Here is a 24,120-nt window from a genome sequence, read left to right as displayed (position 1 = left end):
GGCGCGGCCACCGAACGGAGACCGACCACGTGACCAGCGGCCTGCCCCGTCGCTTCCTCGATCTGCTCACACGCCCCCGGGTGGCCGGGGCGGCCTGGTGGAGCGTCGTCTCCAGGCTGCCGGTCTACCTGATGTCGCTGGCCCTCGTCCTGACGGTCCGTGAGCAGGGCGGCAGCTATGCCCAGGCCGGTCTGGTCGCCGCGCTGTACACCCTCGGGATGGCCCTCGGCAGCCCGCTGATCGCCCGCCGGCTCGACCGGCAGGGCCGGGCCGCGGTCCTGACGGCGACCGCCGTCGCCTACCCGGCGGCGCTCGCCGTCCTCGTGTGGTGCACCCGCCCCGGCGGCTGGGCGCAGCCCGGGGCGGCGGTCCTGGCCGGGGCGGTGCTGCCGCCCGCGAACGCCTGTATGCGCTCGCTCTGGGCGCGGCTGCCGCTCCGGGAGGAGGAGCGGGAGACGGCCTACCTCTGGGAGGCGCTGCTCACGGAGGTCCTGGTGATCGGTGCGCCGCTGATGCTGGCGGCGCTGATGCTGGCCGGCTCGGCGGGCCTGGCGCTGACCACGATCGCGGTGGTGGGCGGCCTGGGCACGCTGGGGCTCGCGCACACCCGGCTGCCGGCCGGTACCGCCGGCACCGACCACGCCGACCGCACCGCCGATGCCGACCACCCGGACCGCCCCGCCGACTCCGGCGGCGCGGACGGCGGCACCGGCCCGGCTCCGCAGGAACCGCGCCGGCTGCTGAGCCCCCTGCGGGAGCCGGCCCTGCTGGCGCTGACCGGCATCATGGCCCTCTCCGCGGTCCCCATCGGTCTGCTGACCCTGGCCATCCCGGCGTTCGTCGACCGGCACGGCGCTCCGGGCGGCGCCGGCCTGGTCTACGCCTGCTGGGGCGTCGGCAGCGCCCTCGGCGCGCTCTGGCTCGGCCGCTCGCAGTCCCGGGTGGCCCCCCAGGTCCGCTTCCCCCGGCTGCTGCTCGCCTATGCCCTCGGGACGGCGCTGACCCTGCTCGCCGGATCCCCACCGGGGCTCGCGCTGGCCCTCGCGGTGGGCAGCGCGCCGATCGCCCTGGTCTCCGCCAGCGAGATGTCCCTGGTGAGCGGCATCGCCGACCAGCGGTCGCTGGCCGAGGCGTTCACCTGGGCCTCGTTGGCCACCGTCCTGGGTGACGCGCTCGGCCAGCAGGCCGGCGGGCTGCTGATGGACCCGCTCGGGCCGCGCGCGGTGTTCGCCGTGGCGACCGGCAGCGCGCTGGCGGCCGCCGGGCTGGCCTTCGCCTGCCGGGGGCTGCTGACCCGGCGGGCGGCGCCGCTGGTGGAGTACGCGGTATGACGGCGCGGCCCGCCACCCGGGACCCGCCGGCCCCGCCGGCCGTCATCGGCGGGCGCCGAACCGCCCGTTGCCCTGCTCCCAGCCCTCTGCCCTTCCTTCCGCCGGCCTCCCGGCCCGGACTCCCCGAGGTGATCCACCATGAACGCCGCCCCCACCGATCAGCGGCCCGACCTGCCGTCCGATCCGTCCCCCCTGTTCCGCCCGGTCACCCGCCACCAGTTACCGCGGGCCGTCGCGGAGTTCCTGGCCTCCCCCCACCTCCTGCCGGTACCGGTCCCGACCGAGGACCGCGCCGACCTGGCGCACAGCGTCGAACTCGCCGGCCGGCTCTACGGCCGGCTGCGGCACCCGCACCCGCTGGACGTCGGGATCGTCCTCGGCGCGGCCCGGTTGCCCGAGGGGATCGCGGAGCTGGCCCGGCCACTCGCCCGGACGTGGGTGCCCGAGGAGGAGCTGGCGGACCTCCCGGCGTTCCAGGAGCGGCACAGCGGCTCGCTGCTGCTCGTCGGCCGCTACGACCGGCTCACCCTGGACCCCGTCCGGGCCCTGCTGCTGGCCACCTACCGCGGCCGGCGGCACGGGTTGACCCTGCTGAGCGGCCGGGACGACGCCTCGGTCGGCTGGAACGTGGCCAAGCAGTACGCGGAGCCGGCGCTCGACATCGACGCGCTGGGCCTGTTCACCGACACCGACCGCCCGCCCCGGCTGCCCGGCGTCCAGGTCTTCGACGACCGCGACTTCGAGCAGGAGGACATCCAGGCCCGGATCCTCGGCACCCGCTGGCGCCGGGTGGCCTTCCAGGGCCACGGCAAGGACGACAGCGTCAACCTCGGCGAGTTCACCATCTGCGGCCTCAACGGCTCGGCCCCGGCCGTGCCCGGACTGCTCGGCCCGCGCTGCGCCTACGGGCTGCCCTGCTACAAGCCCGAGGACAAGCTGGTCCCGCTCAACCGGGTGGAGGCCGTGGAGCTGGTGCTCAGCGCCTGCAACAGCGGACCGCTCGCGGACCTCGCCCTGTACGACCCGAAGTACCAGCTGCTGCTCAACGCCCTCGACGGCCCGGCCCGCACGGTGGTCTCGGCCGTGTCGGTGCACGACTCCGACCGGCCGGAGAACGTCGCCTGGATGCACGGCGCCCTGGTCGGCGCGGACTCCGTCGACACGCTCAACAGCAGTCTGGCCGGCTCGCACCCGTACCCGGCGTTCATGCGCTTCGGGCTGCCGGGCGCGCCGGAGGACACCCCGCCGCCCCCGGCCCCGGCGGACCACCGCCCCGACCCGTTGCTGCTCACCGTGGGCACCCGGCTCACCGCCTACCTCGCCTCGGAGCTGCTGCCGCACAACCACCCGCTGCGGCCCCGGCTGACCAAGCTGGCCCGGAAGGTCGACCTCTGGGTCGCCCGCCCGACCCACCTGGCCGACCAGTCGCCCGACCAGATCCGGGCCTCGCTGACGGCGGACCTGCAGTCCCTCGACCACGTGATCACCGAACAGGTCGCGGCCAACCCCGAGCACGAGCTGATGAACTACCCGGCGCACTTCGGCGACCGCAGCAGCCTGGACCCGAACGTCCGCGAGGTGACCTGCCACTGCGGCCGCCCCGCGCAGGAGTTCACCCGGCGGGGCCTGCTCCCCCACGTCCTGGACACCACCTGCGCCGTCTGCATGCGCTGCGGCGACGTCACCTTCCAGCTCCCGGACGCCCCTGCGCTGCTCGCCCACGCCGCCGACGAGGTCGACCAGGGCGGGGTGCTGGAGGTCCGGGCACTGGTCAGCGCGGCCCGGACCGGTCCGGTCCGGCTGGGCCTCTTCGTCCCGAGCTACCTGCGCGAGGACACCACGGTGGAGCCGGCCACCACCAGGCTCCGGCTCACCGGCGGGCAGGAGGAGGAGGTCGCGTTCCGCGTGCGGTTCGCCCCCGAGACCGCCCCGCAGGCCTACTACTTCACGGTGTTCGCCGTGCAGGACCTCGCCGTCTCGACGGCCCGGCGCCACTTCGGGGTCGTCCCCCGGAGCGCCTGACCCACCCGCAACCCCCAGGGAGAACCATGGAGAGCCAGACCAAACCGGCGATCGAACTCATCGAGCAGAACGGCGAGGTGACCCTCAGCATCGGCGGCGAGCAGGCCATGCAGGCCTGGGAGCGGGACTTGATGTGGGCCAGCGCCGACATGCTCTGCGAGTACGGCCAGGACTTCTACGAGGTGGGGCTCGGCCTCGGCCTGTCCGCGCTGCGGATCGCCGGCAACCCGGTGACCCGCCGGCACACCGTGCTGGAGCTCTTCGACGAGGTCGAGGAGCTCTTCCGGGCCCGGCACCCCCAACTGCCCGACAACCTCACCATCGAGCGCGGCGACTTCTTCCAGCGGATCACCGAGCTGCCGTCCGAGAGCATCGACGGGATGTTCTTCGACCCGGCCCTCGACGTGGAGGTCTGGACGGACGCCGCACTGTGGGCCCGGACCATGCCCGAGGTGGTCCGGGTGCTGCGCCCCGGCGGGGTGTTCCTCCCGTTCTTCAGCACCAAGCCGGAGCTGCGCTGGCAGTACCTGCCGCACTTCCGCTCGATCCGGGTCGAGCGGCACCCGTTCGTCGCCTACGACACCACCGAGTACACCCACGGCGGGACCACCGGCGACGCCTTCATCCAGTGCTTCCGCAAGGACTGACCCGGCGCACCGCTCCACCGGCCGGCCCGGCCCACCACCGTGCCGGCCCACCCCCACCCGACACCGCGCACCGGCGCCGTTTCCGGAGGTACCCCGATGACCATCACCCTGACCAACGGCTCCCGCCCCGACCTGGGGATCCGCTCGGTCTTCCTCGCCGGCCCGTTCATCCAGCTCCTGGACCCGGAGACCGGTGAGATGCCGGCCGAGGCCCGCGCCCCGTTCGACGTCCTGATCAAGCACTTCGAGTCGCAGGGGCTCTCCGTGCACAACGCCCACCGCCGCGAGGCGTGGGGGGCGGAGCTGATGCGGCCGGAGCAGTGCACCAAGCTCGACCAGGACGAGATCCGCAAGGCCGATGTGTTCGTGGCCCTGCCCGGCCACCCGGCCTCCCCGGGCACCCACATCGAGATCGGGTGGGCGAGCGCCTTCGACAAGCCGATCGTGCTGCTGCTGGAGCGCGATCGGGAGTACACCTTCCTGGTCCAGGGCCTGCACACGGTGGCCTCGGTGGAGTACGTGGTCCACACGGACATCGCCGCCTGCCTGCCGGCCGTCGACCGCGCGGTGGACGTGGCGGTACAGCGGCAGCGGGAGGGCCTCGGCACCCGGTGACCGACGGGCGGCCGGTCACCGACGGGTACCGGCGGGTCACCGGCCGGCGCGGGGCCGCCCGCCCGGCCCCGCGCACCACCGGACCGGGGCCCGACCGGCCCGCCCCACACCCACCCCCGCCCCCGCCTGACCGCCCGCCCCACCGACCACTTCCGGGGAACGCCCATGAGCAGCCCGCCACCCGCTCGGCTCCTGGCCGCCCTCCTCGCCTGCCTGGCGCTGATCGCCACCGCGACGGCCTTCACTCCGCCGGGCAGTGGTCGGCCCGCCGAGCCCGCCGCCACGCCGGCGGCGGCCGCCTACTCGGTCGAGCTGACCGCTGACGCCTCGGGAGGACGGTGGACCGGGCACGAGCGGGTCGGCTTCACCAACGTCTCGACGCAGCCGCTCCCCGAGATCCTCCTCCGGCTGTGGGGCAACGCCCGCGGCGGCTGTACGGCGCCGCCCGTCACCGTGACGCACCTGGTGGGGGCGGCCGCGGCCACCCTGTCGGCCGGGTGCACCGTGCTGCGGATCACCCTGCCGGCCCCGCTGCGCCCCGGCGGGCGCCACACGATCGGCTTCGACCTCGATCTGCGGGCGCCCGAACTCCCCGACCATGCCGGGCGGTTCGGCCGGCACGGGACGGCCGGCCACTTCGGCAACGCGCTGCCGGTGCTCGCGGTACGGGACGCCGCCGGCTGGCACCTGGACCCGTTCACCGACACCGGGGAGTCCTTCTACACGCTGGCCGCCGACTTCACCGTGCGGCTCGACCACCCGGCGGGCCTGGAGGTGCCCGCCACCGGCGCCTCGGTCGACACCCCGGGCGCCGCCGGGCGGACCGTGACCACGGCGACGGCCCGGCAGGTCCGCGACTTCGCCTGGTCCGCGGGCCCGTTCGAGCACGTCTCCGGGGTCTCCGCCGGTGGGGTCACGGTCACCGTGCACAGCGTCGCCGGTGTCCGGGCGGCCGATGCCGCGGCCATACTGGCCACCGCCGAGTCCGCGCTGGACGCGCACGCACGCGCCTTCGGCGCCTACCCGTACACCGAGCTGGACGTGGTGCTGGACAACGAGCTCTGGTTCAGCGGCATGGAGTACCCGGGGTTCGTGCTGGACCGGGTGAGCACCAGCGCACTCGTCCACGAGATCGCGCACCAGTGGTGGTACGGCATCGTCGGCGACGACCAGTACCACCAGCCCTGGCTGGACGAGTCCTTCGCCGAGTACGCCACCGACCTCGCCCTCGGCCGGGACGGCGCCGACTGCTGGTCCGCCGTCACCTGGTCGGCTCCGGAGGAGAGGATCACCAACGGCATGGCGTACTGGGACGACCACCCCGGTCGCTACGGGGTGGTCGTCTACGACTACGGCGCCTGCGCGCTGCACGACCTGCGGCGGTCGATCGGACCGGACGCGATGGCCCGGCTGCTCCGAGGCTACGCCCGCGCGCACTGGTACGGCGTGAGCAGCACCGCCGCGTTCCTGGCCGCGGCCCGGGCCGCCACCACCGAGGACCTGGGCCCGTTCTGGGCCGACCACCGGATCGGCGCCTGAACGGGCCGGTCCCTCCCGCCCCGGTGGCCCGCCCCGGTCAGGAGACCAGACCCTGCTCCGCCAGCTCGGTCAGCGTCACGGTGCACAGCCCGCCGCGCTCGGCCCTCACGTCCGTCACCTTCAACTGGGTGCCGGGCAACAGGATGAACTCCTCCTCGCCGGTGAACGCCGAGTAGCGCTGGATGCCGGCCGCCCGCACCGGGATCACCTCGAAGAGGGTGCGCTTGCCGCGGCTGCCGAGGAACCCCCGGGCCACGCCCGGCTCGGAGGTGCAGGAGGACACGCCCCACCAGGTCACCGTCCGTCCGAGCGGATACTGCGCGCGCAGGTCCAGCGGCACCCCGCGCCAGAGCGGCTCGGTACGGGCGGGCAGCTGCGACACCGCCGAGAACAGCAGCCGCAGGTACGGGAGGTACGGCACGATCCGGTCGCGGTCCGGCGAGCGCAGGATGGCGTTGATCTCCCGGTAGAAGGCCGATTCGCAGGTGTAGAGGTAGAGGGCGGCGATCGCCTCGGCGGACAGGCCGTCGGCCGCTTCCTCCGCCCGCCGCCGGCCGAACGCGTGCGACCGCTCGACGTGCCGGTCCAGACCGGACAGCAGCCCGGCCACCGGGGCGACGGCGTCGCGGAACTCCATCAGCGGGGTGTCGAACACACCGGTGATCGCGGGGAGGACGAGCCCCTCGTCCTTGACGCTCGCGAGCCGTTCGAGGTACAGCTGGTGCAGCTCCATGGTGGAGGCGATGAACGCGCCCATGCGTTCGGCGGTGTCGCCGCCCGCCCCGCCGCTCCGCTCGGCGAGCTCGTTCCACCCCTTGGCCGGAAGCCAGTCGATCGCGTCGGCGCCGAGCGACGCGAGGGCCGCGTTCACCGTGCCGAAGTGGTCGCCGTCGCAGAAGATGTCGCCCTGCGCCGCGGGGTTGGCGTGGTCGATGTGCCGGACCTCGACCTCGGGGTACTTCTCCTGGAGCTGGAGGACGACCTTCTTCAGGCTGCGCGCGTGCGCTCCCCACCACGCGAAGACGACGCCGCGGTCCTCCTCGTCGGCGTTCTGCTTGGCCCGGAGGATCTCCTCGACGATCCGCTCGGCGACCGGCCGCCAGAACGCCGTGTGCCGGTCGGTCGCCGCCGACCCGTCGCTGCTCGCGGTGAGTGCGGCGTTCAGCAGCAGCACACCCTGGGTGAGCATCGCCTGGAACCACTCCGGCGGCTGGACGGTGTCCCGCTCCTTCAGCAGCGCGCGTATGTCGGCGATCGGGGTCTTCTTCGGGATGCCGTGCTTCCACATCGCTGCCGCCTTGATGATGCAGCGGATGCTGACCACCCGGCCGAACTGGCTGTCCTTCCAGTCGTGGAAGGTGTTGTCGAACATGGCGATGCCGGTGGCGCTCTCCGGCCTCGGGTAGGGGTTCTGGCCGAAGACGACGACCTTCCACTGGTGCGGCGCGTTGGGCTTGAGCGCCTGGAAGGTCAGCTCGCGGACGGGGACGACCTCGGGGCCGCGACCCGGTCCGATGAACGCGGAAGCGCCCGGCTGGGCCTCGATGACCGGCTTCAGCAGCGGGAGCCACGGTTCTCCGCCGCCCCGGAAGAGTTCGGCGAGCGCCAGCGGGTCGGACGGGTCGGACGGGGCCGGGGTGGCGGCGGGGGTGGTGGCATCGCTCATGGTGGTGCGGCTCCGAATCACCGTGCTTCGGCGGACATGACGGGACGACGGCGCGCGGGACTCGCCGTGCGCGGGACCTCCGGTGCGCGGGGCGTACCGTGCACGGGTCGCGGCCCTCGGAAGATCCGTGAGGGTCCGTCATGTCCGCGGCGGACTCCACTGTTCTACCGGCCGGGTGTGACAGTCGACGGCCCGGCCGCGCGGGTCCGGAGACCGCCCGCCGACGTCGCGACCGGCCTGTCAGTGGCAGGCGCTAGCGTCATGACCAGTAGAGGAACCGTGTCCCGAAGGGGAGTGGAGCATGACCGCAGACCGCGTACAGTCGCCGCTCAGGGTGGTGCTGACCGACATCGACGCACCGGTGGTGGCGGCCTGGCGGGCGGCCTTCGCCGACCTGCCGGAGATCGAGGTCCGGCAGGGATCGATCCTCGACGAGACGGTCGACGCCTGGGTCAGCCCCACCAACTCCCGCGGCCGGATGGACGGCGGGGTCGACGCGGCCGTCAAGCGGCACCTGGGCGCGGGCATCCAGCTGCGCGTGCAGCGCGCGATACGCGACCGCTTCGCGGGGGCGCTCCCGGTGGGGAGCGCGGTCTGCGTGCCGTCCGGGGCCACCAACCCGAAGTTCCTGATCTCGGCTCCGACGATGCAGGAGTCCGCACAGAACGTGAGCGCGACCTTGAACGTGGCGCTGGCGTGCGCCGCCGCGTTCCAGGCGGTCCACCGGCAGAACAGGGAGGTCCCGGGCAGCATCCGCTCGGTGGCCCTGGTCGGTATGGGTGCCCGGACCGGCCGGGTGCCGGCCCGGGTCTGCGCCAACCTGATGTGGACGGGCTACACGCTGTTCAACGACCACGCCTTCGAGGACGACGACGACCTGCGCCGCACGATCCTCGCGCAACTCGACGACCTGGAGAGCGCTCCCGCCACCGAGCGGGTCCGCATCGCCCCGCCCGCACGCCGCACGCGCCGCTGACCGACGGCCGCCCCACGCGTCCGCCCGGCCGGCCTCCCGACAGCCCCGTCGGTGGCCGGGCTCCGCGAGCCCGGCCCGCCCGGTCAGTGACCGACGGTCGCGATCCTCGCGCTCACCCGGATCTTGTGGTCCGGCTTCAGGTCGTCGAGAAAGCGCACCTTCCCCGGCTCGAACACCAGGCACATACTGGAACCCCCGTAGCTGAACCAGCCCAGCAGGTCGCCCTTCTTGACCGACTGCCCGGCCTTCACCTCGACGTGCACCGAGGAGATCTCGGTGATGCCGATGGGGATGACGCAGACCATGCCGATCTTCGGCTCCGGGCTCTCGATGAACAGCAGCCCCCGGGTGTTGACCGAGGCCTGGTAGCCCTGCGAGTACGTCCCCGCGGTCGGGTCCTCCCCGGCGGACTCCGCGTTGCTGAACATCAGGCCGTCGACGACCTCGGCGCTCCGGACGACACCGTCGATCGGCGAGCGCCAGCGATGGTAGTCGGAGCCCGGGAGGAACGACTGGAAGACGTCCCCCTTGAGGAACCTGCTGGTGTACGTGCTGCCGTGCAGCATGTCGACCAGCGAGTAGGGCTGTCCCTTGAGCCAGAAGTCGTCCGTCTCCCGGACGTCGCGCGCGATCCTGAACACGGCACCGTCGTTGGCCGAGACGACGGCCGCCGGATCGGTGTCGACCGGCCGCTTCCCCGGGAGGAGCTCCCGGTGGAAGAACCCGTTGAACGAGGCGAAGCCCCAGTGCGGCTTCTTCCGGTCCGCCTCGGTGACGTACTCCCCGAGGCCGAACTCCTCGACGGCGGGAGGGGACAGCCAGCCGTCCTCCTGCTCCGTGAGGACGCCGGCACTCGGGGCACTGTCCAGGTAGTCGCACCACTCCTTCAGGATCTTCTGGATCGCCCGGTTGAACCGCTCGATCCGGAACAGCGCCTCCCCGGCCGGCGTCATCATCATGTAGACGAAGAGCGCCGACATCGGGAAGAACACCCGCTTCTCGCGGTCCGGGCTGTACTGCGGCGCGGTCCTCCTGATGCGGTCCAGCGCCGCCAGCAACTCGTCGACCCCCTTGATGTACTGGTGCGGCGGCAGGACTTCCTGGATCATCCGGGACACGTACATCCGGACGATCCCGTCACGCTTGATCAGTTGCTCCAGCTCCCGCACTCCGGGGCTGAACGCGTCTCCCCCGTCGTCCAGCCGCAGCACGAGGTCCGCCTGCCACGCGTCGACGGCCGCCCGACTGTCCGGCAGATAGCCGGCCACCCGCGCGAACAGGTTGTCGTACTGCCCATCGAGGACAGTCTCTTGGTCACCCATGGATCTCTCCACCCTGAAGGGTCCGACTCGCACATCCTCGGCCAGTGGTACCACCGCGGAGATCCATCGTGCACGAAGACATGCGGGCAATCCGGCGACCCGTGCCCAACTCCTCCAGAAAAGAGCAGATCTGACGATTTGCCAATCATGTTCATGCCCGACATGAGCACCCGGGCACAGGGCCTACCATCAGTCGCGACACCCGACTGACGCCGCGTCGGCACGACGTCCCCCCATGACGCCCGACCGGCCGGCAACCCCCTGCAAGGGAGCACCGCATGCCCCGGAGCCGGAAGCTTCATCGCCTCAGCACCCCCGACACCAGCGAGCGTCACGCGCAGCGCATGCTGTTCCGGCACCTCCGCGACGACACCAACGCGAATCGCGGCCGGATGGCCAAGCGGGTCCGGGAGCTCCAGCTCCTCCTGGCGATGGACCCGGTCGAGTTCGAACAGCTGATAGCCCGGTTGATGGAAGCCATGGGCATGAAGGTCGAACTCACCGCCCGCTCGCGGGACGGCGGGGTGGACGTGCGGGGGATCGACACCGACCCCTTCCGCGGCGGGAACGTGATCGTGCAGGTGAAGCGCTACCGGGACACCGTCACGCCGTCGGCCGTGCGGGACCTGTACGGCACGCTGCAGCACGACCAGGCCGCGACGAAGGGCGTCCTCGTCACCACCAGCCGGTTCGGTCCGAGTTCCCACCAGTTCGTGACGGGGAAGCCCATCACGCTGATCAACGGTGCCGAGCTGGTCGGCCTGCTCAAGCACCACGGCTTCCACGAGGTGTTCGCGGCCGCGCACCACAGCGCCGGCGGGGACGGCGACCAGGACGCCGTGGACCCGTCCGGGATCGAGCTGGCCACCGAACCCGCCCGGCTCCTCCTCCACTGGACCGGCGACGAGGAGTACGACATCGCCGCTCTGGTCTGCCAGGGGAACAGGGCACTGTCGGACGAGCATCTGGTGTTCTACAACAACGGTTCCACGCCCGACGGTTCGGTGCGGCTGGTGACCGGTTACGGCGACGCGAACGCCTGCCTGATGGTGGACTTCGACGCGCTTCCGGCCGGGGCCGACCGGCTCGTCATCGTCGCCGCGGCCGACACCGAGAACCGACCGGCGGCCACCATGGCCGGGTTCGCCGGGCCGGCCCTGATCCTCGAAGCCGGCGCCGACCGGCCCCCTGCCGTGGTCCACCTCGCCGACGGCGCCGCGACCAACACCGCGATGCGCCTGGGCCGGTTCGATCGCGACGCCGCCGGCGACTGGGACTTCACCCCCGCCCTCGCCGGCTACCCCGGCGGACTGCATCAGGCCGTCGTCGCCTACGGCCTGGAGGTCGAGGAGGCGTAGACCCGGGCCACCCGGCGGATCCGGCGGGGCCGGCCCCGACGGATCCGCCGAACACACAGGCACCCCGGGCACCCCGGGCACCCCGGCGGGATCATGGCCGGATCTCCCGGGCGGGGGCAGACGGGGCGGGCATCGTTTCCCTACGCTCAACCGTCATGCGTACACCCGCCCCCACACCGAGGCACGTTCGCCTCGCCGCCGTCCTGGCCGCCGTACTCTCCCTGTTCGTCAGCCTGATCGGCTTCAGCCGGCAGGCCTCGGCCGCCGAACCCCCGCCGCCCGCCCTCACCATGAGCGTGGACCGCCCGGTCGTGGCGCCCGGCGAGGTCGGCACACTGACCCTCACCTTCACCAACCGGCAGTCCAGCGACGTGCAGTTCCTCTACGTGTCGACCTACGCCTCCGAGCAGGCCTCGCCGACCCCCGGCACCACGCGGGCGGAGTTCACCTCCTGCACCGGTGACGCCAGCACCTGCGCGTTCGACCAGATCGTGTCGTACTTCAACATGACCGCGCCCACCGTGCCCATCGCCCCGGGCGAGAGTCGCACCGTGCGGCTCACCTACCGGTTCACCCCCGAGTCCGACTGCCACAACACCTCGGTCGTCGCGTTCGGAATCCTCTACTTCTACTACGAGTACGCCCAGGGCACCGGGACCCAGGAGGGCAAGCAGTGGGTCGAGCCGGGCGTCAGCCCCACGATGACCCTGGCCTGCCCCGCCGTTCCGTAGCGCGACACGCCGGTGGTGCCGGCCCCGTCGGGGTCGGCACCACCGGCCCGCGGGCGGAGGTCAGGGCCGGATCGCGGACCAGGTCGCGGACAGCGGGTCGAACCAGCCGATGACGCGGCCCTCACCGTCGTGGACCGAACCGGCGACGGCGGCGGGCGCGATGTGCAGGTCGTCCACCCGGCGGGCCAGCGCGCCGATGGCCACCTGCAGTTGCATCCGGGCCAGGGCCGCACCCGGGCAGTGGTGGGCGCCCATGCCGAAGCCGAGGTGGGCGTTGTCGTCGCGCCCGATGTCGAAGGTGTCCGGGTGGGCGAACGCGCGCTCGTCCCGGTTGGCCGCGCAGAGCGCTCCCACCGTGACCTCGCCGCGCCGGATCAGCGTGCCGCCGATCTCGACGTCCTCCGAGGCGTAGCGGGGGAAGGTCGAGGTGCTGTGGAACGGGGTGAAGCGGATCAGCTCCTCGACCGCGGAGGGCACCAAGTCCGGGTGCCGGCCGAGCCGTTCCAGGTCGGACCGGTGGTGCATCAGGGCCCGCAGGAAGTTGGCCAGCATCAGCACGGTGTTCTGGAGTCCGGGCAGGAGCAGCCGGAGCGCCGCGGTGACGAGTTGACGGTCCGTCAAGACGGCCAGGGTCAGGTCGTCACCGGCGTCGGCGCGGGCCCGGACCATGGTGCTCAGCAGGTCGTCGGCGGAGGCGCCGGCCGCGGCACGTGCGGCGATGAGGTCGGCCAGGTGGTGGGCGAGGGCGCGCCGGTCCTGCTTCTCGGCCTCGGCCGGGGGTGACGCGGTGGAGGCTCCCCCCAGCAGGCGGGCCCGGACGTCGGTCCGGTCGCCGGCGGGCACGTCGAGCAGTTCGCAGAGGACTTCGGCGGCGAGCGGCTTGACGAATCCGGCCATCAGATCGGTGGCCGACCGACCGACCGGCTCCAGCCGGTCCAGCAGGTCGTCGGCGATCGTCTCCGTCCGCCCGCGCAGCCGCTCGATCCGCCGGGGCTTCAGCCCACCCCTGGTGAGCCGGTTGACCTGGTCGGACGTCAACGCCGCGGCGCTGCGCGCGCCCGCCGGCGCGGCTCCCTCCGACGACGGGCACACGGCCGGGGCCGGGGCGGCTGCCGGAGCGGCTGCCGGAGCGGCTGCCGGGGCCGGCGGGGTCAGCCCGAACCGGCTGTCGGTCAGGATCCGGCGGACGTCCGCGTACCGGGAACACAGCCAGGCCTCGCCGAGTCCCCCGACCTCGACCCGGCGCAGGCCCGCGGTGTCGCGCAGACCGGCGTAGCGGTGGTCGAGGTCGAGGAGGTGGGGCTCCCCGAAGGGGTGGCACAGCACATCCGGTGCGGGCTCGGGGTGAGTCACCGTGCGTTCCTCTCTGCGACTGCGACCTGCGACTACGGGTGCGGGTGCGGGTGCGGCGTGCGACGTGCGACGTGCGACGACGACCGTGACCGCGGCGTGCGAGGCGGGCGGGACCGGCGACGCTCAGGAGCGCGGCGCGAACTGCCAGCCGAAGCCGTCGTCGTCGCCGGAGGCGCGTACCGTCACGGTCAGGCCGGCGCGGCGGACGGGCGGGCGCAGCGGGTCCGAACCGACCGTGGTGCCGGGGAAGTTGCTCATGGTCCTGCCTCCGGGGGGCTGCGGGGTGGTTGTCAGGAAACCTGTATACAGCGGGGATCCGGGCAGGTCAGCAGATTGCACCGGCCTCGGGCCGACATGGCAGGGACAGTCCGTTCCGGGGCCGGGAGGCCGGTTCAGGCCACGCCCGCCGGGGTGCAGGAAGTGACCACTACCGCCCGCTCCGGCCCGGGCCACAGCATGGGACCAGTCAGCAGCCCGCTGACGACCACCAGCCGAAGGAGACTGCGATGTCCGCGTTCGAGGAGCTTGAGGAACTGGTCAACACGATGGCTGCCGCCGAGCCGGCCGAGGTCGACGAGGACGGCATCGGCGACGTGGCGTGGAAGGTCTCGTACTCGACCTTCTACAACAACTAGTCGTTGCCGGCAGGGGCACCCGCCGCACCGCGCCGCAGGGGCCTCCCCTCCGGCCGGGCGACGGGTGCCCCTGCCGCGTCCGCGCGCCGTTCCCCCACCGTCCGGGCGCGTTGCGCGCCCGCGGATCCGCCCGGCGGGTCCCCGTCGATCCGAGGAGCTCGACCATGAACTTCGTCATTCCGGACGAGAAGGTCCAGCAGGGCATCAAGGTCCTGCTCGACGACTACGTCCTCGCCGAGAGCACCGACACGTTCGTCATCACCTACACCCCGGACAGCCGCGACCCGGCGGCCTGGCTGGCGCTCGCGCTGCGCCACCGGGGCTTCGCGACGCCGATCGTCCCGATGCGCAAGCTGGAGGACCCGGAGTTCGCCGGGCGCCTGGAGGCGGTGCTCCCCGACCCGGAGACCCTGCCCGGCCGCCTGGTCCTCCTCACCCTCGAACGCGACACCATGTCGCACTTCAACGTGTTCGAGAACGCGCTGAAGAGGTTCGGCGGCGACCGCACGATGATCCTGCGGATCATCAGCGCCTCCACCGCGTTCTTCACCAAGTCCCTCAACCTGGCCCCCGCGCAGCTGACCCGCTTCAACGCGACGCTGCTGGAACGGGTGAAGCCGGCCCGCAAGGTGCGGGTCACCAGCCGCGGCGGCACCGACCTGACGATCGAGCTCGACGCGGACAAGTACCACTGGATCAGCAACCGGGGTGTCTGGCGGCCCGGCGGGTTCACCATCCTGCCGGCCGGCGAGGTCGCGACCTACCCGGTCACGGTCGACGGTGTGCTGGTGGCGGACGGGGCGTTCAACGCCAACATCATCACGCCGCTGAACGCCAGCCTGGCCGCCAACCCGGTCCGGGTGGAGATCGAGAACGGCAAGGCGGTCTCCCTCAGCTGCGCCGACCCGCAGCTCGACGCGATGTTCCAACTCTGCCTGAACAGCCCGTTCGGCCGCAACGTCGGGGAGTTCGGCCTGGGCACCAACCGCGGCATCGACGAGTTCATCACCGCCAACTCGCACATCAACGAGCGGCGTTGCGGTGTCCACCTGGGGTTCGGCCAGCACAACCAGCGGGTGAGCAAGGTCCCGTACATCGCCGACGTCCACCTCGACCTGATCACCGCCGGCGCGCTGGTCTGGGTCGACGACGACCCGGAGCCGATCGATCTGGAGACCTTCGCGGCCACCGACGCGGAGCACCCGGCGGACGCCCTGGACGAGGACATCACCGGCGACTGCTGCGGTCTGGGCTACGGCCAGCTCGAAGGCCTGGCCGCCTGCGTCGTCCCCGGCAGCCCGGTGCAGGTCCAGCGATGACGGCGGCGAACGGCACCGCGACGGCCGCTCCCGAGACCGCGGTCTCCGCCGAGGAGTTCGCCCGGCGCGGCTATGTGATCCTGCGCGGGATCCTGGACGCCGAGGAGGTGGAGCGGGCCCGGGCGCTGTGCTCCGGCTACCTCACCGGCACCGGCTCGCAGGAGATGCTCACCAGCGACTTCCTGGCCGACGACTTCCTCGCCGGCATCGTGCTGCGCGAGCGCGTGGTGCGCGCCGTCAAGGAGTTGCTGGGCGAGGACCACCCCGTGCTCTACCCGAACTGCACCGCGCGCAAGAACGTGTACGTCCCCTGGCACGTCGACGCCACGTTCGTCGGACCGACCGCCGCGTACGTGTGGGAGCCCGGGTTCGCGCACGTCCAGTGCGGGCTGTACCTGCAGGACAACGACCCGGTCGGCGGGGGCGGCATCGACGTGGTGCGCTCCTCGCACCTGATGTCCTTCGACGGATACGGCACGATGGAACCGGAGTTCGACATCCCGGCGCGGACGGTGGGCGAATCCGACCTCCGCGAACGGGTCGATACCCGGGCGGGCGACGTCGTGGTGTGGAACGCTCGTCTGATGCACACCAGCACGACGGTCGTGACGGACCCGGGCCGGGAGAAGTTCGGCGTCTTCTTCAGCTACGCCCGCCCGCACGTGCGCGACAACCACCGGTTCCTGAGCCAGATCGCGGTGGACTCGATGCGCACGATGAACGGCGTCTCCCGGCTGATCCCCCGGCTGGCCGAGATCGCCCGGATGCGGTACCCGGAGAGCTTCCCGGCCTGGTTCGCCCAGGAGGCCGCCGACTCGGGCATCCGCATCGTCACCCTGTGAAAGGACGAGCGACGTGACAACGACGGCACTGACCGGCGGGGGTGAGCAGACCTCGGAGTCGCCGGTGTTCCCCGACCACCGGTTCCGGGCCCTGTGGGCCGCGACCGGCCTGTCCCAGGTCGGTTCGGCGGTCAGCAACGTCACGATCCCGATCTGCGCGGCGGTCACGCTGGGCGCGTCGGCCCTGGAGATGACCGCGCTGGCGGTGGTCGAGGTGGTGCCGTCCCTGCTGATCCGGCTCCCGGCGGCCGCGTGGTCCGACGGGCTGCGCCGCCCCCGCGCGCCGATGATGGCGGCCTGCAATCTGGTGCAGGCCGCCGTCATGGGGGCCGTCCCGCTGCTCTGGTGGTTCGGGGTGCTGCACATCGTGCTGTTGATGGTGCTGGCCGCGCTCGCCTCGGCGGCGCTCGGGGTGTACTCCGCGCTGTCCAGCCCGCTGCTGGTGCAGATCGTCCCCAAGGCGCACCTGGTGGAGGCCAACGGGAAGATCTCGGCGACCCGCAGCATCGCGGACATCAGCGGGCCGGCGCTCGGCGGGGCCCTGCTGGCCCGGATCGCGGCGCCGTACGTGGTCCTGGTCGACGCGCTGTCGTTCCTGGCGTCCGCCGCGCTGCTCACCCGGATCCGGCCGGGGACGGCCGACGCGACGGCCGGCCGGGAGGCAGCCGACCGCGGGGCGGCCGAGCAACCGATCTCCGAACGGAGTGCCGAGGGCACCGGCGGCGCCGCCCCGAAGCCCGCGAAGCAGCAGCTCGGCGCCGCCGCCAACCTCCGGCTGGCCCGCGCGATGGCGCGCCAGTCCGGCGTCCGGGCGGTGGTCACGGTGTCCTTCGTCAACGGCGTCACCCAGCCCGTCCTGGTGCTCTTCCTGCTGCACGCGGTGGACATGCGGCCCTCGCTGATCGGCGCGCTGTTGGCGCTCGGCGCGGTCGGCGGCGTGACCGGGGGCATGCTCGTCGGCCGGGCGCAGAAGCGCTTCGGGTCGGGCCGCACGCTCGCCCTAGGCACCGGCGTCAGTCTGCTGTCACTGGCCCTGCTGCCGTTCGCGTCCGCCGGACCGAGCGCGATGGCCGGGCTGGTCCTGCTGGAACTCGCGGGCAGCTTCGGGGGGACGCTGCTGGTCGCCACCGTCTTCGGGAGCCTCCAGGCCGCGGCGCCGAAGGACCGGATCGCGCAGGTGATGGCGATGACCTTCGTACTGCTGCAGGCCGCGAGCCTGATCGGGGTACCGGTCGGCGGGGCGCTGGCCGTCGCGTTCGGGACGCGGTGGGCGCTGGTCGTCGCGTTCACGGTGATGGCGGCCGGACTGGGCCCGCAACTCCTCCGCTGGGCCCTGACCCGGTGGGCCCCGGACCCGCCGATCACCGTCTGACCGGCCCCCGGGCGCCGGGCCCTGATCACCGGCCCCCCGGACACCGGTTCCCGGACCTCGACTCCCGGGCACCGGCACCCGAGCGCCGGTCGGGCCGTCCGCGCCCCGCGGCTCGCGCGCCCGACGGAGCGGCGGCGACCGCGCGGCGCACCCGGCCCGGGACCGGCTCGGAACGACGCGAGCGAAAGGTTCAGCGTGAATGCGCCACCGGTGAAGCCGGACCAGCCGGCCGGGCCGGGAGGCGGGCGCGACGGCGCCCGCGCCCGCCGGACCGGACCGCACGCCCCGGCCGGGAGCGGGTCGACCCATGTACCTGACCAAGACCACGGTTGACACCCCCGGCGGCGCGCCGCAGTGCGCGCGGGAGCTGCACCGCCATCTGCTGTGCAGCCGGGCGGGCACCGACAGCCTCCAGCACGCGCGGATCGAGGTCCACGAGGGGTTCGTGGTGTTCAACCTCTATGTGCAGGCCCGCGACCTGCTGGACGCGGCGCGGGTGGCCGTCCAGCTCTGCCGCCGCACCATGGCGGGGGCCGGCACCTGCCCCGACTGGGCAGTCCGCTCCACCGAGGTCGGGCCCTGAGGCGGCGGGCGCACGAGACCCGAGGCGGGCGAGACGGGCCCCAGGGGCCCCGCGCGACTACGGCCCTGCGGTGGCGGGCCGAACGCGTGCTACTCCAGGTCGTCCGGGGTGATCCAGGCCCGCGAGACGGCCTGGGCCCCTGCCTGGAACCTGCTGCGCGCGCCGAGCCTGGTGTGCAGGTCGGAGGCGACCCGGCGGGCGGTGCGGACCGAGACGCCCAGCTGACGGGCGATGGCCTCGTCGGTCAGACCCGCCGCCAGCAGCCGGAGCACCTGCCGTTCCTGGCCCGACAGCCCGTCGTCGTCGCGCCGGCGGGCGGCGCCCAGCACCGTCGCGGACCGCCAGACCGAGTTGAACAGCGCGGTCAGGGCCGTGATGATGCCGACGCTGGAGATCACCACCGCCGCGGTGCCCTCCTCCTCGGCCGTGTCCAGCGGCACCACGGCCACCCGCCGGTCGACGATCAGCATCCGCAGCGGCAGCGAGGCGGTGGTGCGCACCTCGCTGCCGAGCCCGCTGAGCCACTGGGCGTACTCCAGCGTCGGCCGGTGGTTGCGGACACTGTCCTGGTAGACCGTGCGCAACCGCACCCCGCGGTCGATGGCCTCGGCGTCCAGCTCCCGGCTGGCGTTGAGGTTCTCCTCCGACTGGGCGCCGCCCGGCATGAAGGAGCTGGCCTCCCACTCGCAGCCGCGCGCGAGCTCGCTCAACCGGTCGCGGATCGCTTCGATGCCGGAGAGCCGCTCGATGCCCTGCTCGGTCTCGGCCGGCCGGCTCTCCGCCCGCTCGGCCAGCAGGGTGGACAGCGCGGCGGTGCCCTCCTCGATCTGCTGGTGCCGGCGGGCCATCTCGGCCTGCTGACGGGCCACCAGCGCCGACAGTCCGACCTCCGGCCGGACGGCTCTCGGCGCGGGGCGGCCCGGGAACACCTGGAGCAGCGAGATGCCGGTGAGCTCGTCGAGCGCGACCCGGATCTGGGCGTGGTCCACGTCGAGCCGGCGGGCGAGGACGTCGAGGCTCTCGTCCGGGTGCTGGAGCATCGCGAGATAGACGGACTCGGCAAGGCTGCTCAGCCCAAGCCCTTCGAACATTGACCACTCCCCCTGACTCGGTCCGGCGACCGGCGTCGGCGCGCATCTCCTGCCCGTTTTTCGCCATGCCCGCAGTGGATCCGGCAACTGAGTTTCACAGATTGGCACTTGACGTGCCCACCCACAAGCGGGCCTACCGGGGCAGGGCGACGGCCGTGGGGGTGGCGGGATTCGGGCACCGACGGTCCGCCCCCGGGCCCGCCGACCCCGGGCCGGCGCGGTCACCGTGGTCACACGGCATGCCCGCGGGCTCCGGCGCCGCCGGGGCCCGCCCTCCGCACCTCTCCGACCGGGCCCGCGAGGGCCGGCGGACACCCGGTGGCAGGTTCCGGCCGGAGGGCCGCGCACCGGTACGGTCACGGCGCGTTCGCCCGGGCTCAGGCGTACAACAGTGCTACCGGCGCACGTCCGTGCGCCACCCGGCGCGGCCTCCGGTACGCCTCGGCGGCCGGTGTCGGACGGTCATCGGCCGGCGAACGGACGGCGGCGGCGGCGCGGCGACCGGGCGGCGGCACCGACACCCGCCGGGCGTCAACGGCCGGGCGTCAACGGCCGGCGGCCCGCAGGGGCTCGTCGTCGCGCCGGGCGAGGAGGTGGAAGAGCCGGGCGAGCCCTCGGTAGGGGTCGCGCAGACCGGCCTGCCACTCCAGCTCGCACAGGTCCGCGAACTCCTCCGGCGACGGCTCGCCGGAGCGGTGGTCGGAGAAGACCCGCACCCCGAACCAGTCCACGGTCGCCGCCCCGAGCCCGGCCAGCCGCCGACCCAGGTCCTGCGGGGTGTCCGGCCGGGTCGGCAGGTACTGGTCGCCCTGCTCCGCGGCCTCCAGCAGGGTCGCCAGCGCACCGCGCCAGTCGCCCTGCAGCCCGTCCCGCATGGCCTGGGAGTCCCGGTTGACGGTGAGCAGCGAGAGCAATCCGCCGGGCGCGGCCAGCCGCACCAGCGCGTCCAGCATGGGGCCGGGGTCGGCAAGGTACAGCAGGACGCTGTGGCAGCAGACCAGGTCGAACCCCGTCCCGACCAGGTCGGGGGCGTCCTCCCCGAGGCCCCGGACCAGGCGTACCCGGCGGCCGACCTCGGGGGGCTCCGCGGCGACGAGGTCGGCGGCGGCCCCCAGCAACGTGGCGTCGTCGTCCACCACGGTCACCTCGTGCCCGGCCCGGGCCAGGAGGACCGCCTGGCGGCCGAAGCCGCCGCCGATGTCGACGACCCGGCAGGGGCGCGGCGGCAGGTGCCGGGCCAGCGCGCGGGTGACGAGTTCGAACCGGACCTCGCCGCGGATGCCCCGGGCGTGGTCCAGGTAGGCCTGGGCCCGCGCCGGCGCGGAGTCCGTCCACAGGTTCCGCTCCGGCCATGCGGCGGGTTTCGTCATCTGCGTCGGTCCCTTCCCTGAAGGCCCTCGTGGTGCGGGCACCGCGGGACCCCGGCGGGCGGGTCCCGACGGGCGGCCCCGGTGGGAGTCGCCCGCGGCCAGTGTCGCGCTCCGGAGGGGCCGCTGTCCCGGGGTGACCGGTGGCCGAAAGCTGCACCGGCATGAACCGGCCCCCGCCGGGCGGCCCGGCCGCTTCCGCCCCACCGGGGGCCGCCGGGACCCGCCGGATCCGGTGGCAGCAACTGACCGCTTGCGGCCCGCCGCCCCGGCCGGGTAACCGGGCCGTCCGGGCCTACCGAGGTCCGGGCCCACGGACGTCAGGACCCACCGACGTCAGGACCCACGGGCGAGCGCCCGACCGGTGGCGCGGGCCACCCCCGCCCGCCGGACCGCCCACCCGCCCCCGTCGTCGTCGTCGGACCGTCAGGACTGCTGTGCCGCCAGCGCACAGAGCTGCGCCCGGTTCGGCAGGCCCGTCTTGGCGATCAGGCTGGCGACGTGCTTCTCGACGGTGCGCGGCGAGATGTAGAGCCGGGCGGCGATGTCCTTGTTGCTGAGCCGGTCGGCCAGGAGCTGGAATATCTCGTACTCGCGGACCGTCATGCCCTTGAGCCGCAGCTGCGCCGGGATCCGGTTGGTGCCGGTCCGGTGCTGGCGGACGGGTGCGCCGATCGCGCGGAGCAGGGTGCGGCAGGCGCCGACGACGGCGGTGGCGGAGGTCTCGCGGAAGTGGTGCTCCGCCTCCCGCAGCCACCCCTCCGGGTCGCCCCAGCCCAGGGCGTGGGCCTCGTCGGCGATCAGCCGCTGCCCGAGGTGCCGGGCGGTGGGGTAGGGCGCGCCGACCTCCTGGGCGAGCTGGGCCGCCCGGCCGGCCGCCTCGGGCTCCCCCTCCCGGCCGAGCAGCACGGCCTCGGCGAGCAGCACGAAGTGGCGGTTCCAGCGCATCCGGCCGGCCGAGCTGGCGGCCACCCGGTCGAGGCGCTCGCGGTCGGCCCGGCCGTCCAGCAGGTCGAGCAACAGGCCGAGGCCGTGCCGGCCGCCGAGGTGGAAGGTGCTCGGGTTCTCGGCCTCCAGGGCCTGGAGGCCGGCCATGTCCCGGGCGGCCCGGTCCCGGTCCTCCTCCAGGAGGGCGCAGAACACCCGGGCCAGGCCGAGGGCCAGCGGCTCCTCGGGCGAGCCGCTGCCGCCCCAGCGGCCGAACTCGGTCAGCGCCTCCTCCATGGCGGCCCGGTCGCCCTGATGGGCCGCCAGCACCGAGCGGGTCATCAGCAGGTAGCGGGCCACCGGCGCCAGGCGCAGCCGGGCCGCCATGGTCAGGGCCTCGTCGCCCAGCGCGCGGGCCTCGGCGAAGCGGCCGCACAGGACGTCGTGCAGGGCGAGGATCCCGTCGAGGGTGTAGACGACGGTGACGGCGCCCAGGCGGCGGGCCTCGGTGCGGGCCTCCTCCAGGGTGGCGGTGCCGCCGTCGGCCAGCCAGCGGCTGCCGCCGAGGCGGGTGAGCGCGTACATCCGCTGGAGGGGCAGGCTGTGCCGCTCGGCGGTGCTCATCGCCCGCTCCAGGTAGGTGATCGCCTCCGCCAGGTCGCGTTCGCGGGCGACGACGCCCAGCAGCTCCCAGGCCTGGCAGGCGGCCAGGGGCTGGTCGTGCCGCTCGGCGGTGTCGATCGCGGCGCGGGCCAGCCGCTCGGCCCGCTGGGTGCGGTCCTGTCCGGGGGTGTCGAGGCACAGGTAGGCCTCCACCACGTCGGTGAGGGCGGTGTGGGCCTCGTCCGGGTCCGGTCCGAGCAGGGCGCGGGCCCGTTCGATCTGGTTGTTGCCGTCGGCCCAGCGCCCCGCCATGTAGGCCACCTGGGCGAGCCGGGTGTGCAGGGCCGCCAGCCGGGGCGCGCCGAGGCCCGCGCCGACGAGCTCGCGCAGGCTGCCGGCCAGGCTGAGCGCGCGGGTCAGCTCGCCGGTCTCGGCGAGGGCGGGCAGCAGCGCCTCCAGTGCCTCGGCGCGGGCGGCGGAGTCGGTGCCCGCCGCCAGCAGGCGCTCGGCCCGGTCGAGCAGGGCGACCGCGGAGCCGACCGTGCCGTTGGCGAGGGCGCGACGGCCGGCCTCGGTGAACAGCCGGCCGGCCCGGACCTGGTCGCCCGCGTCGGCGCGCAGGGTCGCGGCCAGCGGGCACCAGTCGCCCTGGAGCTCGGGGTGGAGGGCCTCGATCGCGTCGGCGGCCTGGTGCGAGAGGGCGGCCCGGGCCGTCGGGGTGAGCTGGGCGAGCAGGGCCTCGGCGGTCAGCGGGTGCTGGAAGGCGTACCAGTCGGGAGCGGGCTCGTCGGCCGCGACCAGACGGGCCGTCACGCTCGCGTGCAGGTGGCTCAGCAGGCTCCGGTCGTCGGCACCGGTCATCAGCTGGAGCACCGACAGGGGGAAGCGCCGGCCGAGCACGGCGGCGGCGGAGAGCAGGGTCTGCCCCTGCGGGCCGAGTTCGTCGATGCGGTGGATGGCCCCTTCGAGGAGCGCCCTCGGCACGTTGCGGCGGAGGTTGCCGGCCACCCGCCAGACGGTGTTCTCGCGGACCAGCGCGCCGCCGGTGACCGCGCCCTGGAGGAGTTCCTCGACCAGGAACGGGATGCCCGCGCTGTCCTCCCGGATCTGCGTCAGCACCTCGGCGGGCACCAGGCCGGGTTCGGTGTCCAGGCAGGAGGCGATCAGCCGGTCCACCTCGTCGCCGTCCAGCGGGGCCAGCCGGAAGACCGTACCGCTGCGGCGGCGCCCGGCGGACTCGGCGAGCAGGAGCGCCTCGCCCGGCTCCGACCGGACGGTCGCCACCAGCATGGCCGGCTGCTGTTCGAGGTTGTCGACCAGGTACTCCACGACGGCCAGCGTCTCGGTGTCGGCGTCGTGCAGGTCCTCCAGCACCAGCAGGCAGCCCTGCTCGCGGCCGGCGGAGGCGAGCAGCCGCAGCACGGCCTCGGCGAGCACCACCGTCGAGCCCTGCTCCGGGGTGCCGGTGCCCCAGTCCGGGATGAGCCGGCCGAGCACCGGGCGGTACGGGCCGAGACTCGCCTCGTCCGGCGTCTCCCCGCCGCGCGAGAGCGGCATCAGCGCCTCGGTGAGCGGCCGGAGCGGCACCATCGGTCCGATGGTGCTGCTCCGGCCGCGCAGGACGCGGACCCCGGCGTCGACGGCCGCGCCGATCACCTCGGCGACCAGCCGCGACTTGCCGATGCCGCCCTCGCCGACCAGGAAGGTGGTACCGCCGTAGGAGCGGCGGAGATCCCGCAGTGAGTCGCCCAGTTTGGCGACTTCGGCATCACGGCCGATGAGATGGGCTGCCCGCACACGCATAGCCCCGGATAGTAGTCG

Annotated in this window: 20 protein-coding genes; 13 read left to right on the top strand and 7 right to left on the bottom strand. The window is 73.7% G+C overall.

Going from position 1 to position 24,120, the window contains the following annotated elements:
* The first annotated feature begins 29 nt into the window (after positions 1-29).
* From ACFXHB_RS13605 to ACFXHB_RS13585, 5 genes are all read left to right on the top strand, one after another.
* Positions 30-1,331, top strand: a complete 1,302-nt coding sequence (locus tag ACFXHB_RS13605) for an MFS transporter (protein ID WP_380574231.1) — start codon at positions 30-32, stop codon at positions 1,329-1,331.
* 138 nt (positions 1,332-1,469) lie between these two features.
* Positions 1,470-3,353, top strand: coding sequence for a hypothetical protein (locus ACFXHB_RS13600; RefSeq protein ID WP_380574230.1), 1,884 nt, complete (start codon positions 1,470-1,472; stop codon positions 3,351-3,353).
* Between the two features lie 26 nt (positions 3,354-3,379).
* Entirely contained in the window at positions 3,380-4,000 is a 621-nt protein-coding gene (locus ACFXHB_RS13595; protein WP_380574229.1) for a class I SAM-dependent methyltransferase, read from the top strand.
* Positions 4,001-4,096: 96 nt separating this feature from the next.
* Positions 4,097-4,615: a nucleoside 2-deoxyribosyltransferase gene (locus ACFXHB_RS13590; protein WP_380574227.1), complete on the top strand. Its 519-nt coding sequence runs from the start codon at positions 4,097-4,099 to the stop codon at positions 4,613-4,615.
* A 165-nt stretch (positions 4,616-4,780) separates the two neighbouring features.
* A complete protein-coding gene (locus ACFXHB_RS13585) occupies positions 4,781-6,154 on the top strand; it encodes a M1 family metallopeptidase (RefSeq protein ID WP_380574226.1) in 1,374 nt (457 codons plus the stop codon).
* A gap of 37 nt (positions 6,155-6,191) precedes the next feature.
* On the opposite strand, the gene ACFXHB_RS13580 is transcribed toward ACFXHB_RS13585, so the two are convergent.
* Positions 6,192-7,820 carry an ADP-ribosyltransferase domain-containing protein gene (locus tag ACFXHB_RS13580; protein ID WP_380574225.1) on the bottom strand — a complete coding sequence of 543 codons (1,629 nt, stop codon included), beginning with the start codon at positions 7,818-7,820 and terminating at the stop codon, positions 6,192-6,194.
* Between the two features lie 301 nt (positions 7,821-8,121).
* On the opposite strand from ACFXHB_RS13580, the gene ACFXHB_RS13575 reads away from it, so the two are divergent.
* On the top strand, positions 8,122-8,796 hold the full coding sequence (locus ACFXHB_RS13575; protein ID WP_380574223.1) for a macro domain-containing protein: 675 nt from the start codon (positions 8,122-8,124) through the stop codon (positions 8,794-8,796).
* Between the two features lie 83 nt (positions 8,797-8,879).
* On the opposite strand, the gene ACFXHB_RS13570 is transcribed toward ACFXHB_RS13575, so the two are convergent.
* Positions 8,880-10,118 (bottom strand): phosphatidylserine decarboxylase family protein, encoded by a 1,239-nt coding sequence (locus ACFXHB_RS13570; protein WP_380574222.1) that lies wholly within the window; start codon positions 10,116-10,118, stop codon positions 8,880-8,882.
* 278 nt (positions 10,119-10,396) lie between these two features.
* Here ACFXHB_RS13570 and ACFXHB_RS13565 point away from each other — a divergent pair, with 278 nt between their 5' ends.
* Together ACFXHB_RS13565 and ACFXHB_RS13560 are read left to right on the top strand one after the other, a co-directional pair.
* Positions 10,397-11,476: a restriction endonuclease gene (locus ACFXHB_RS13565; protein ID WP_380574221.1), complete on the top strand. Its 1,080-nt coding sequence runs from the start codon at positions 10,397-10,399 to the stop codon at positions 11,474-11,476.
* 155 nt (positions 11,477-11,631) lie between these two features.
* Positions 11,632-12,207 carry a hypothetical protein gene (locus tag ACFXHB_RS13560; RefSeq protein WP_380574220.1) on the top strand — a complete coding sequence of 192 codons (576 nt, stop codon included), beginning with the start codon at positions 11,632-11,634 and terminating at the stop codon, positions 12,205-12,207.
* Positions 12,208-12,267: 60 nt separating this feature from the next.
* Here the strand turns inward: ACFXHB_RS13560 and ACFXHB_RS13555 are convergent, their stop codons facing one another.
* Both ACFXHB_RS13555 and ACFXHB_RS13550 read right to left on the bottom strand, forming a co-directional pair.
* Positions 12,268-13,560: a cytochrome P450 gene (locus ACFXHB_RS13555; protein WP_380574219.1), complete on the bottom strand. Its 1,293-nt coding sequence runs from the start codon at positions 13,558-13,560 to the stop codon at positions 12,268-12,270.
* 123 nt (positions 13,561-13,683) lie between these two features.
* Complete coding sequence (locus tag ACFXHB_RS13550; protein ID WP_380574218.1) at positions 13,684-13,818, bottom strand: hypothetical protein; 135 nt, start codon at positions 13,816-13,818, stop codon at positions 13,684-13,686.
* A gap of 248 nt (positions 13,819-14,066) precedes the next feature.
* Between ACFXHB_RS13550 and ACFXHB_RS13545 the strand changes: the two genes are divergently transcribed.
* The 5 genes from ACFXHB_RS13545 (at position 14,067) to ACFXHB_RS13525 (ending at position 18,311) form a co-directional block, all read left to right on the top strand.
* Entirely contained in the window at positions 14,067-14,195 is a 129-nt protein-coding gene (locus tag ACFXHB_RS13545; protein ID WP_360634607.1) for a hypothetical protein, read from the top strand.
* A 164-nt stretch (positions 14,196-14,359) separates the two neighbouring features.
* Positions 14,360-15,514: a hypothetical protein gene (locus ACFXHB_RS13540; protein ID WP_380574217.1), complete on the top strand. Its 1,155-nt coding sequence runs from the start codon at positions 14,360-14,362 to the stop codon at positions 15,512-15,514.
* Positions 15,511-16,356 carry a phytanoyl-CoA dioxygenase family protein gene (locus ACFXHB_RS13535; protein ID WP_380574216.1) on the top strand — a complete coding sequence of 282 codons (846 nt, stop codon included), beginning with the start codon at positions 15,511-15,513 and terminating at the stop codon, positions 16,354-16,356. The genes ACFXHB_RS13540 and ACFXHB_RS13535 overlap by 4 nt, the downstream gene beginning before the upstream one ends.
* Before the next feature lie 13 nt (positions 16,357-16,369).
* The gene (locus tag ACFXHB_RS13530; RefSeq protein ID WP_380574215.1) at positions 16,370-17,728 is read left to right on the top strand and encodes an MFS transporter; all 1,359 of its coding nucleotides are present in this window, start codon (positions 16,370-16,372) and stop codon (positions 17,726-17,728) included.
* A gap of 307 nt (positions 17,729-18,035) precedes the next feature.
* Positions 18,036-18,311, top strand: coding sequence for a hypothetical protein (locus ACFXHB_RS13525; RefSeq protein ID WP_380574214.1), 276 nt, complete (start codon positions 18,036-18,038; stop codon positions 18,309-18,311).
* Positions 18,312-18,400: 89 nt separating this feature from the next.
* Here ACFXHB_RS13525 and ACFXHB_RS13520 read toward each other — a convergent pair whose 3' ends face one another.
* The 3 genes from ACFXHB_RS13520 to ACFXHB_RS13510 form a co-directional block, all read right to left on the bottom strand.
* A complete protein-coding gene (locus ACFXHB_RS13520) occupies positions 18,401-19,402 on the bottom strand; it encodes a LuxR C-terminal-related transcriptional regulator (RefSeq protein ID WP_380574213.1) in 1,002 nt (333 codons plus the stop codon).
* A 545-nt stretch (positions 19,403-19,947) separates the two neighbouring features.
* Positions 19,948-20,772, bottom strand: a complete 825-nt coding sequence (locus ACFXHB_RS13515) for a methyltransferase (protein WP_380574212.1) — start codon at positions 20,770-20,772, stop codon at positions 19,948-19,950.
* A gap of 423 nt (positions 20,773-21,195) precedes the next feature.
* Entirely contained in the window at positions 21,196-24,102 is a 2,907-nt protein-coding gene (locus ACFXHB_RS13510) for an AAA family ATPase (RefSeq protein ID WP_380574211.1), read from the bottom strand.
* Between the last annotated feature and the right edge of the window lie 18 nt (positions 24,103-24,120).

The organism is Kitasatospora sp. NPDC059327 (genome assembly GCF_042752535.1).
GTDB lineage: Bacteria > Actinomycetota > Actinomycetes > Streptomycetales > Streptomycetaceae > Kitasatospora.
Note: the sequence above shows the minus strand (reverse complement) of the source record. Positions and strands in the feature narration are given on the sequence as shown.

Coding starts and splice junctions, on each gene's coding strand:
- ACFXHB_RS13540 (WP_380574217.1), top strand. CDS start 14,360: ATGAACTTCGTCATTCCGGACGAGAAGGTCCAGCAGGGCATCAAGGTC.
- ACFXHB_RS13560 (WP_380574220.1), top strand. CDS start 11,632: ATGCGTACACCCGCCCCCACACCGAGGCACGTTCGCCTCGCCGCCGTC.
- ACFXHB_RS13525 (WP_380574214.1), top strand. CDS start 18,036: ATGTACCTGACCAAGACCACGGTTGACACCCCCGGCGGCGCGCCGCAG.
- ACFXHB_RS13570 (WP_380574222.1), bottom strand. CDS start 10,118: ATGGGTGACCAAGAGACTGTCCTCGATGGGCAGTACGACAACCTGTTC.
- ACFXHB_RS13590 (WP_380574227.1), top strand. CDS start 4,097: ATGACCATCACCCTGACCAACGGCTCCCGCCCCGACCTGGGGATCCGC.
- ACFXHB_RS13550 (WP_380574218.1), bottom strand. CDS start 13,818: ATGAGCAACTTCCCCGGCACCACGGTCGGTTCGGACCCGCTGCGCCCG.
- ACFXHB_RS13580 (WP_380574225.1), bottom strand. CDS start 7,820: ATGAGCGATGCCACCACCCCCGCCGCCACCCCGGCCCCGTCCGACCCG.
- ACFXHB_RS13545 (WP_360634607.1), top strand. CDS start 14,067: ATGTCCGCGTTCGAGGAGCTTGAGGAACTGGTCAACACGATGGCTGCC.
- ACFXHB_RS13575 (WP_380574223.1), top strand. CDS start 8,122: ATGACCGCAGACCGCGTACAGTCGCCGCTCAGGGTGGTGCTGACCGAC.
- ACFXHB_RS13585 (WP_380574226.1), top strand. CDS start 4,781: ATGAGCAGCCCGCCACCCGCTCGGCTCCTGGCCGCCCTCCTCGCCTGC.
- ACFXHB_RS13510 (WP_380574211.1), bottom strand. CDS start 24,102: ATGCGTGTGCGGGCAGCCCATCTCATCGGCCGTGATGCCGAAGTCGCC.
- ACFXHB_RS13600 (WP_380574230.1), top strand. CDS start 1,470: ATGAACGCCGCCCCCACCGATCAGCGGCCCGACCTGCCGTCCGATCCG.
- ACFXHB_RS13595 (WP_380574229.1), top strand. CDS start 3,380: ATGGAGAGCCAGACCAAACCGGCGATCGAACTCATCGAGCAGAACGGC.
- ACFXHB_RS13520 (WP_380574213.1), bottom strand. CDS start 19,402: ATGTTCGAAGGGCTTGGGCTGAGCAGCCTTGCCGAGTCCGTCTATCTC.
- ACFXHB_RS13565 (WP_380574221.1), top strand. CDS start 10,397: ATGCCCCGGAGCCGGAAGCTTCATCGCCTCAGCACCCCCGACACCAGC.
- ACFXHB_RS13535 (WP_380574216.1), top strand. CDS start 15,511: ATGACGGCGGCGAACGGCACCGCGACGGCCGCTCCCGAGACCGCGGTC.
- ACFXHB_RS13515 (WP_380574212.1), bottom strand. CDS start 20,772: ATGACGAAACCCGCCGCATGGCCGGAGCGGAACCTGTGGACGGACTCC.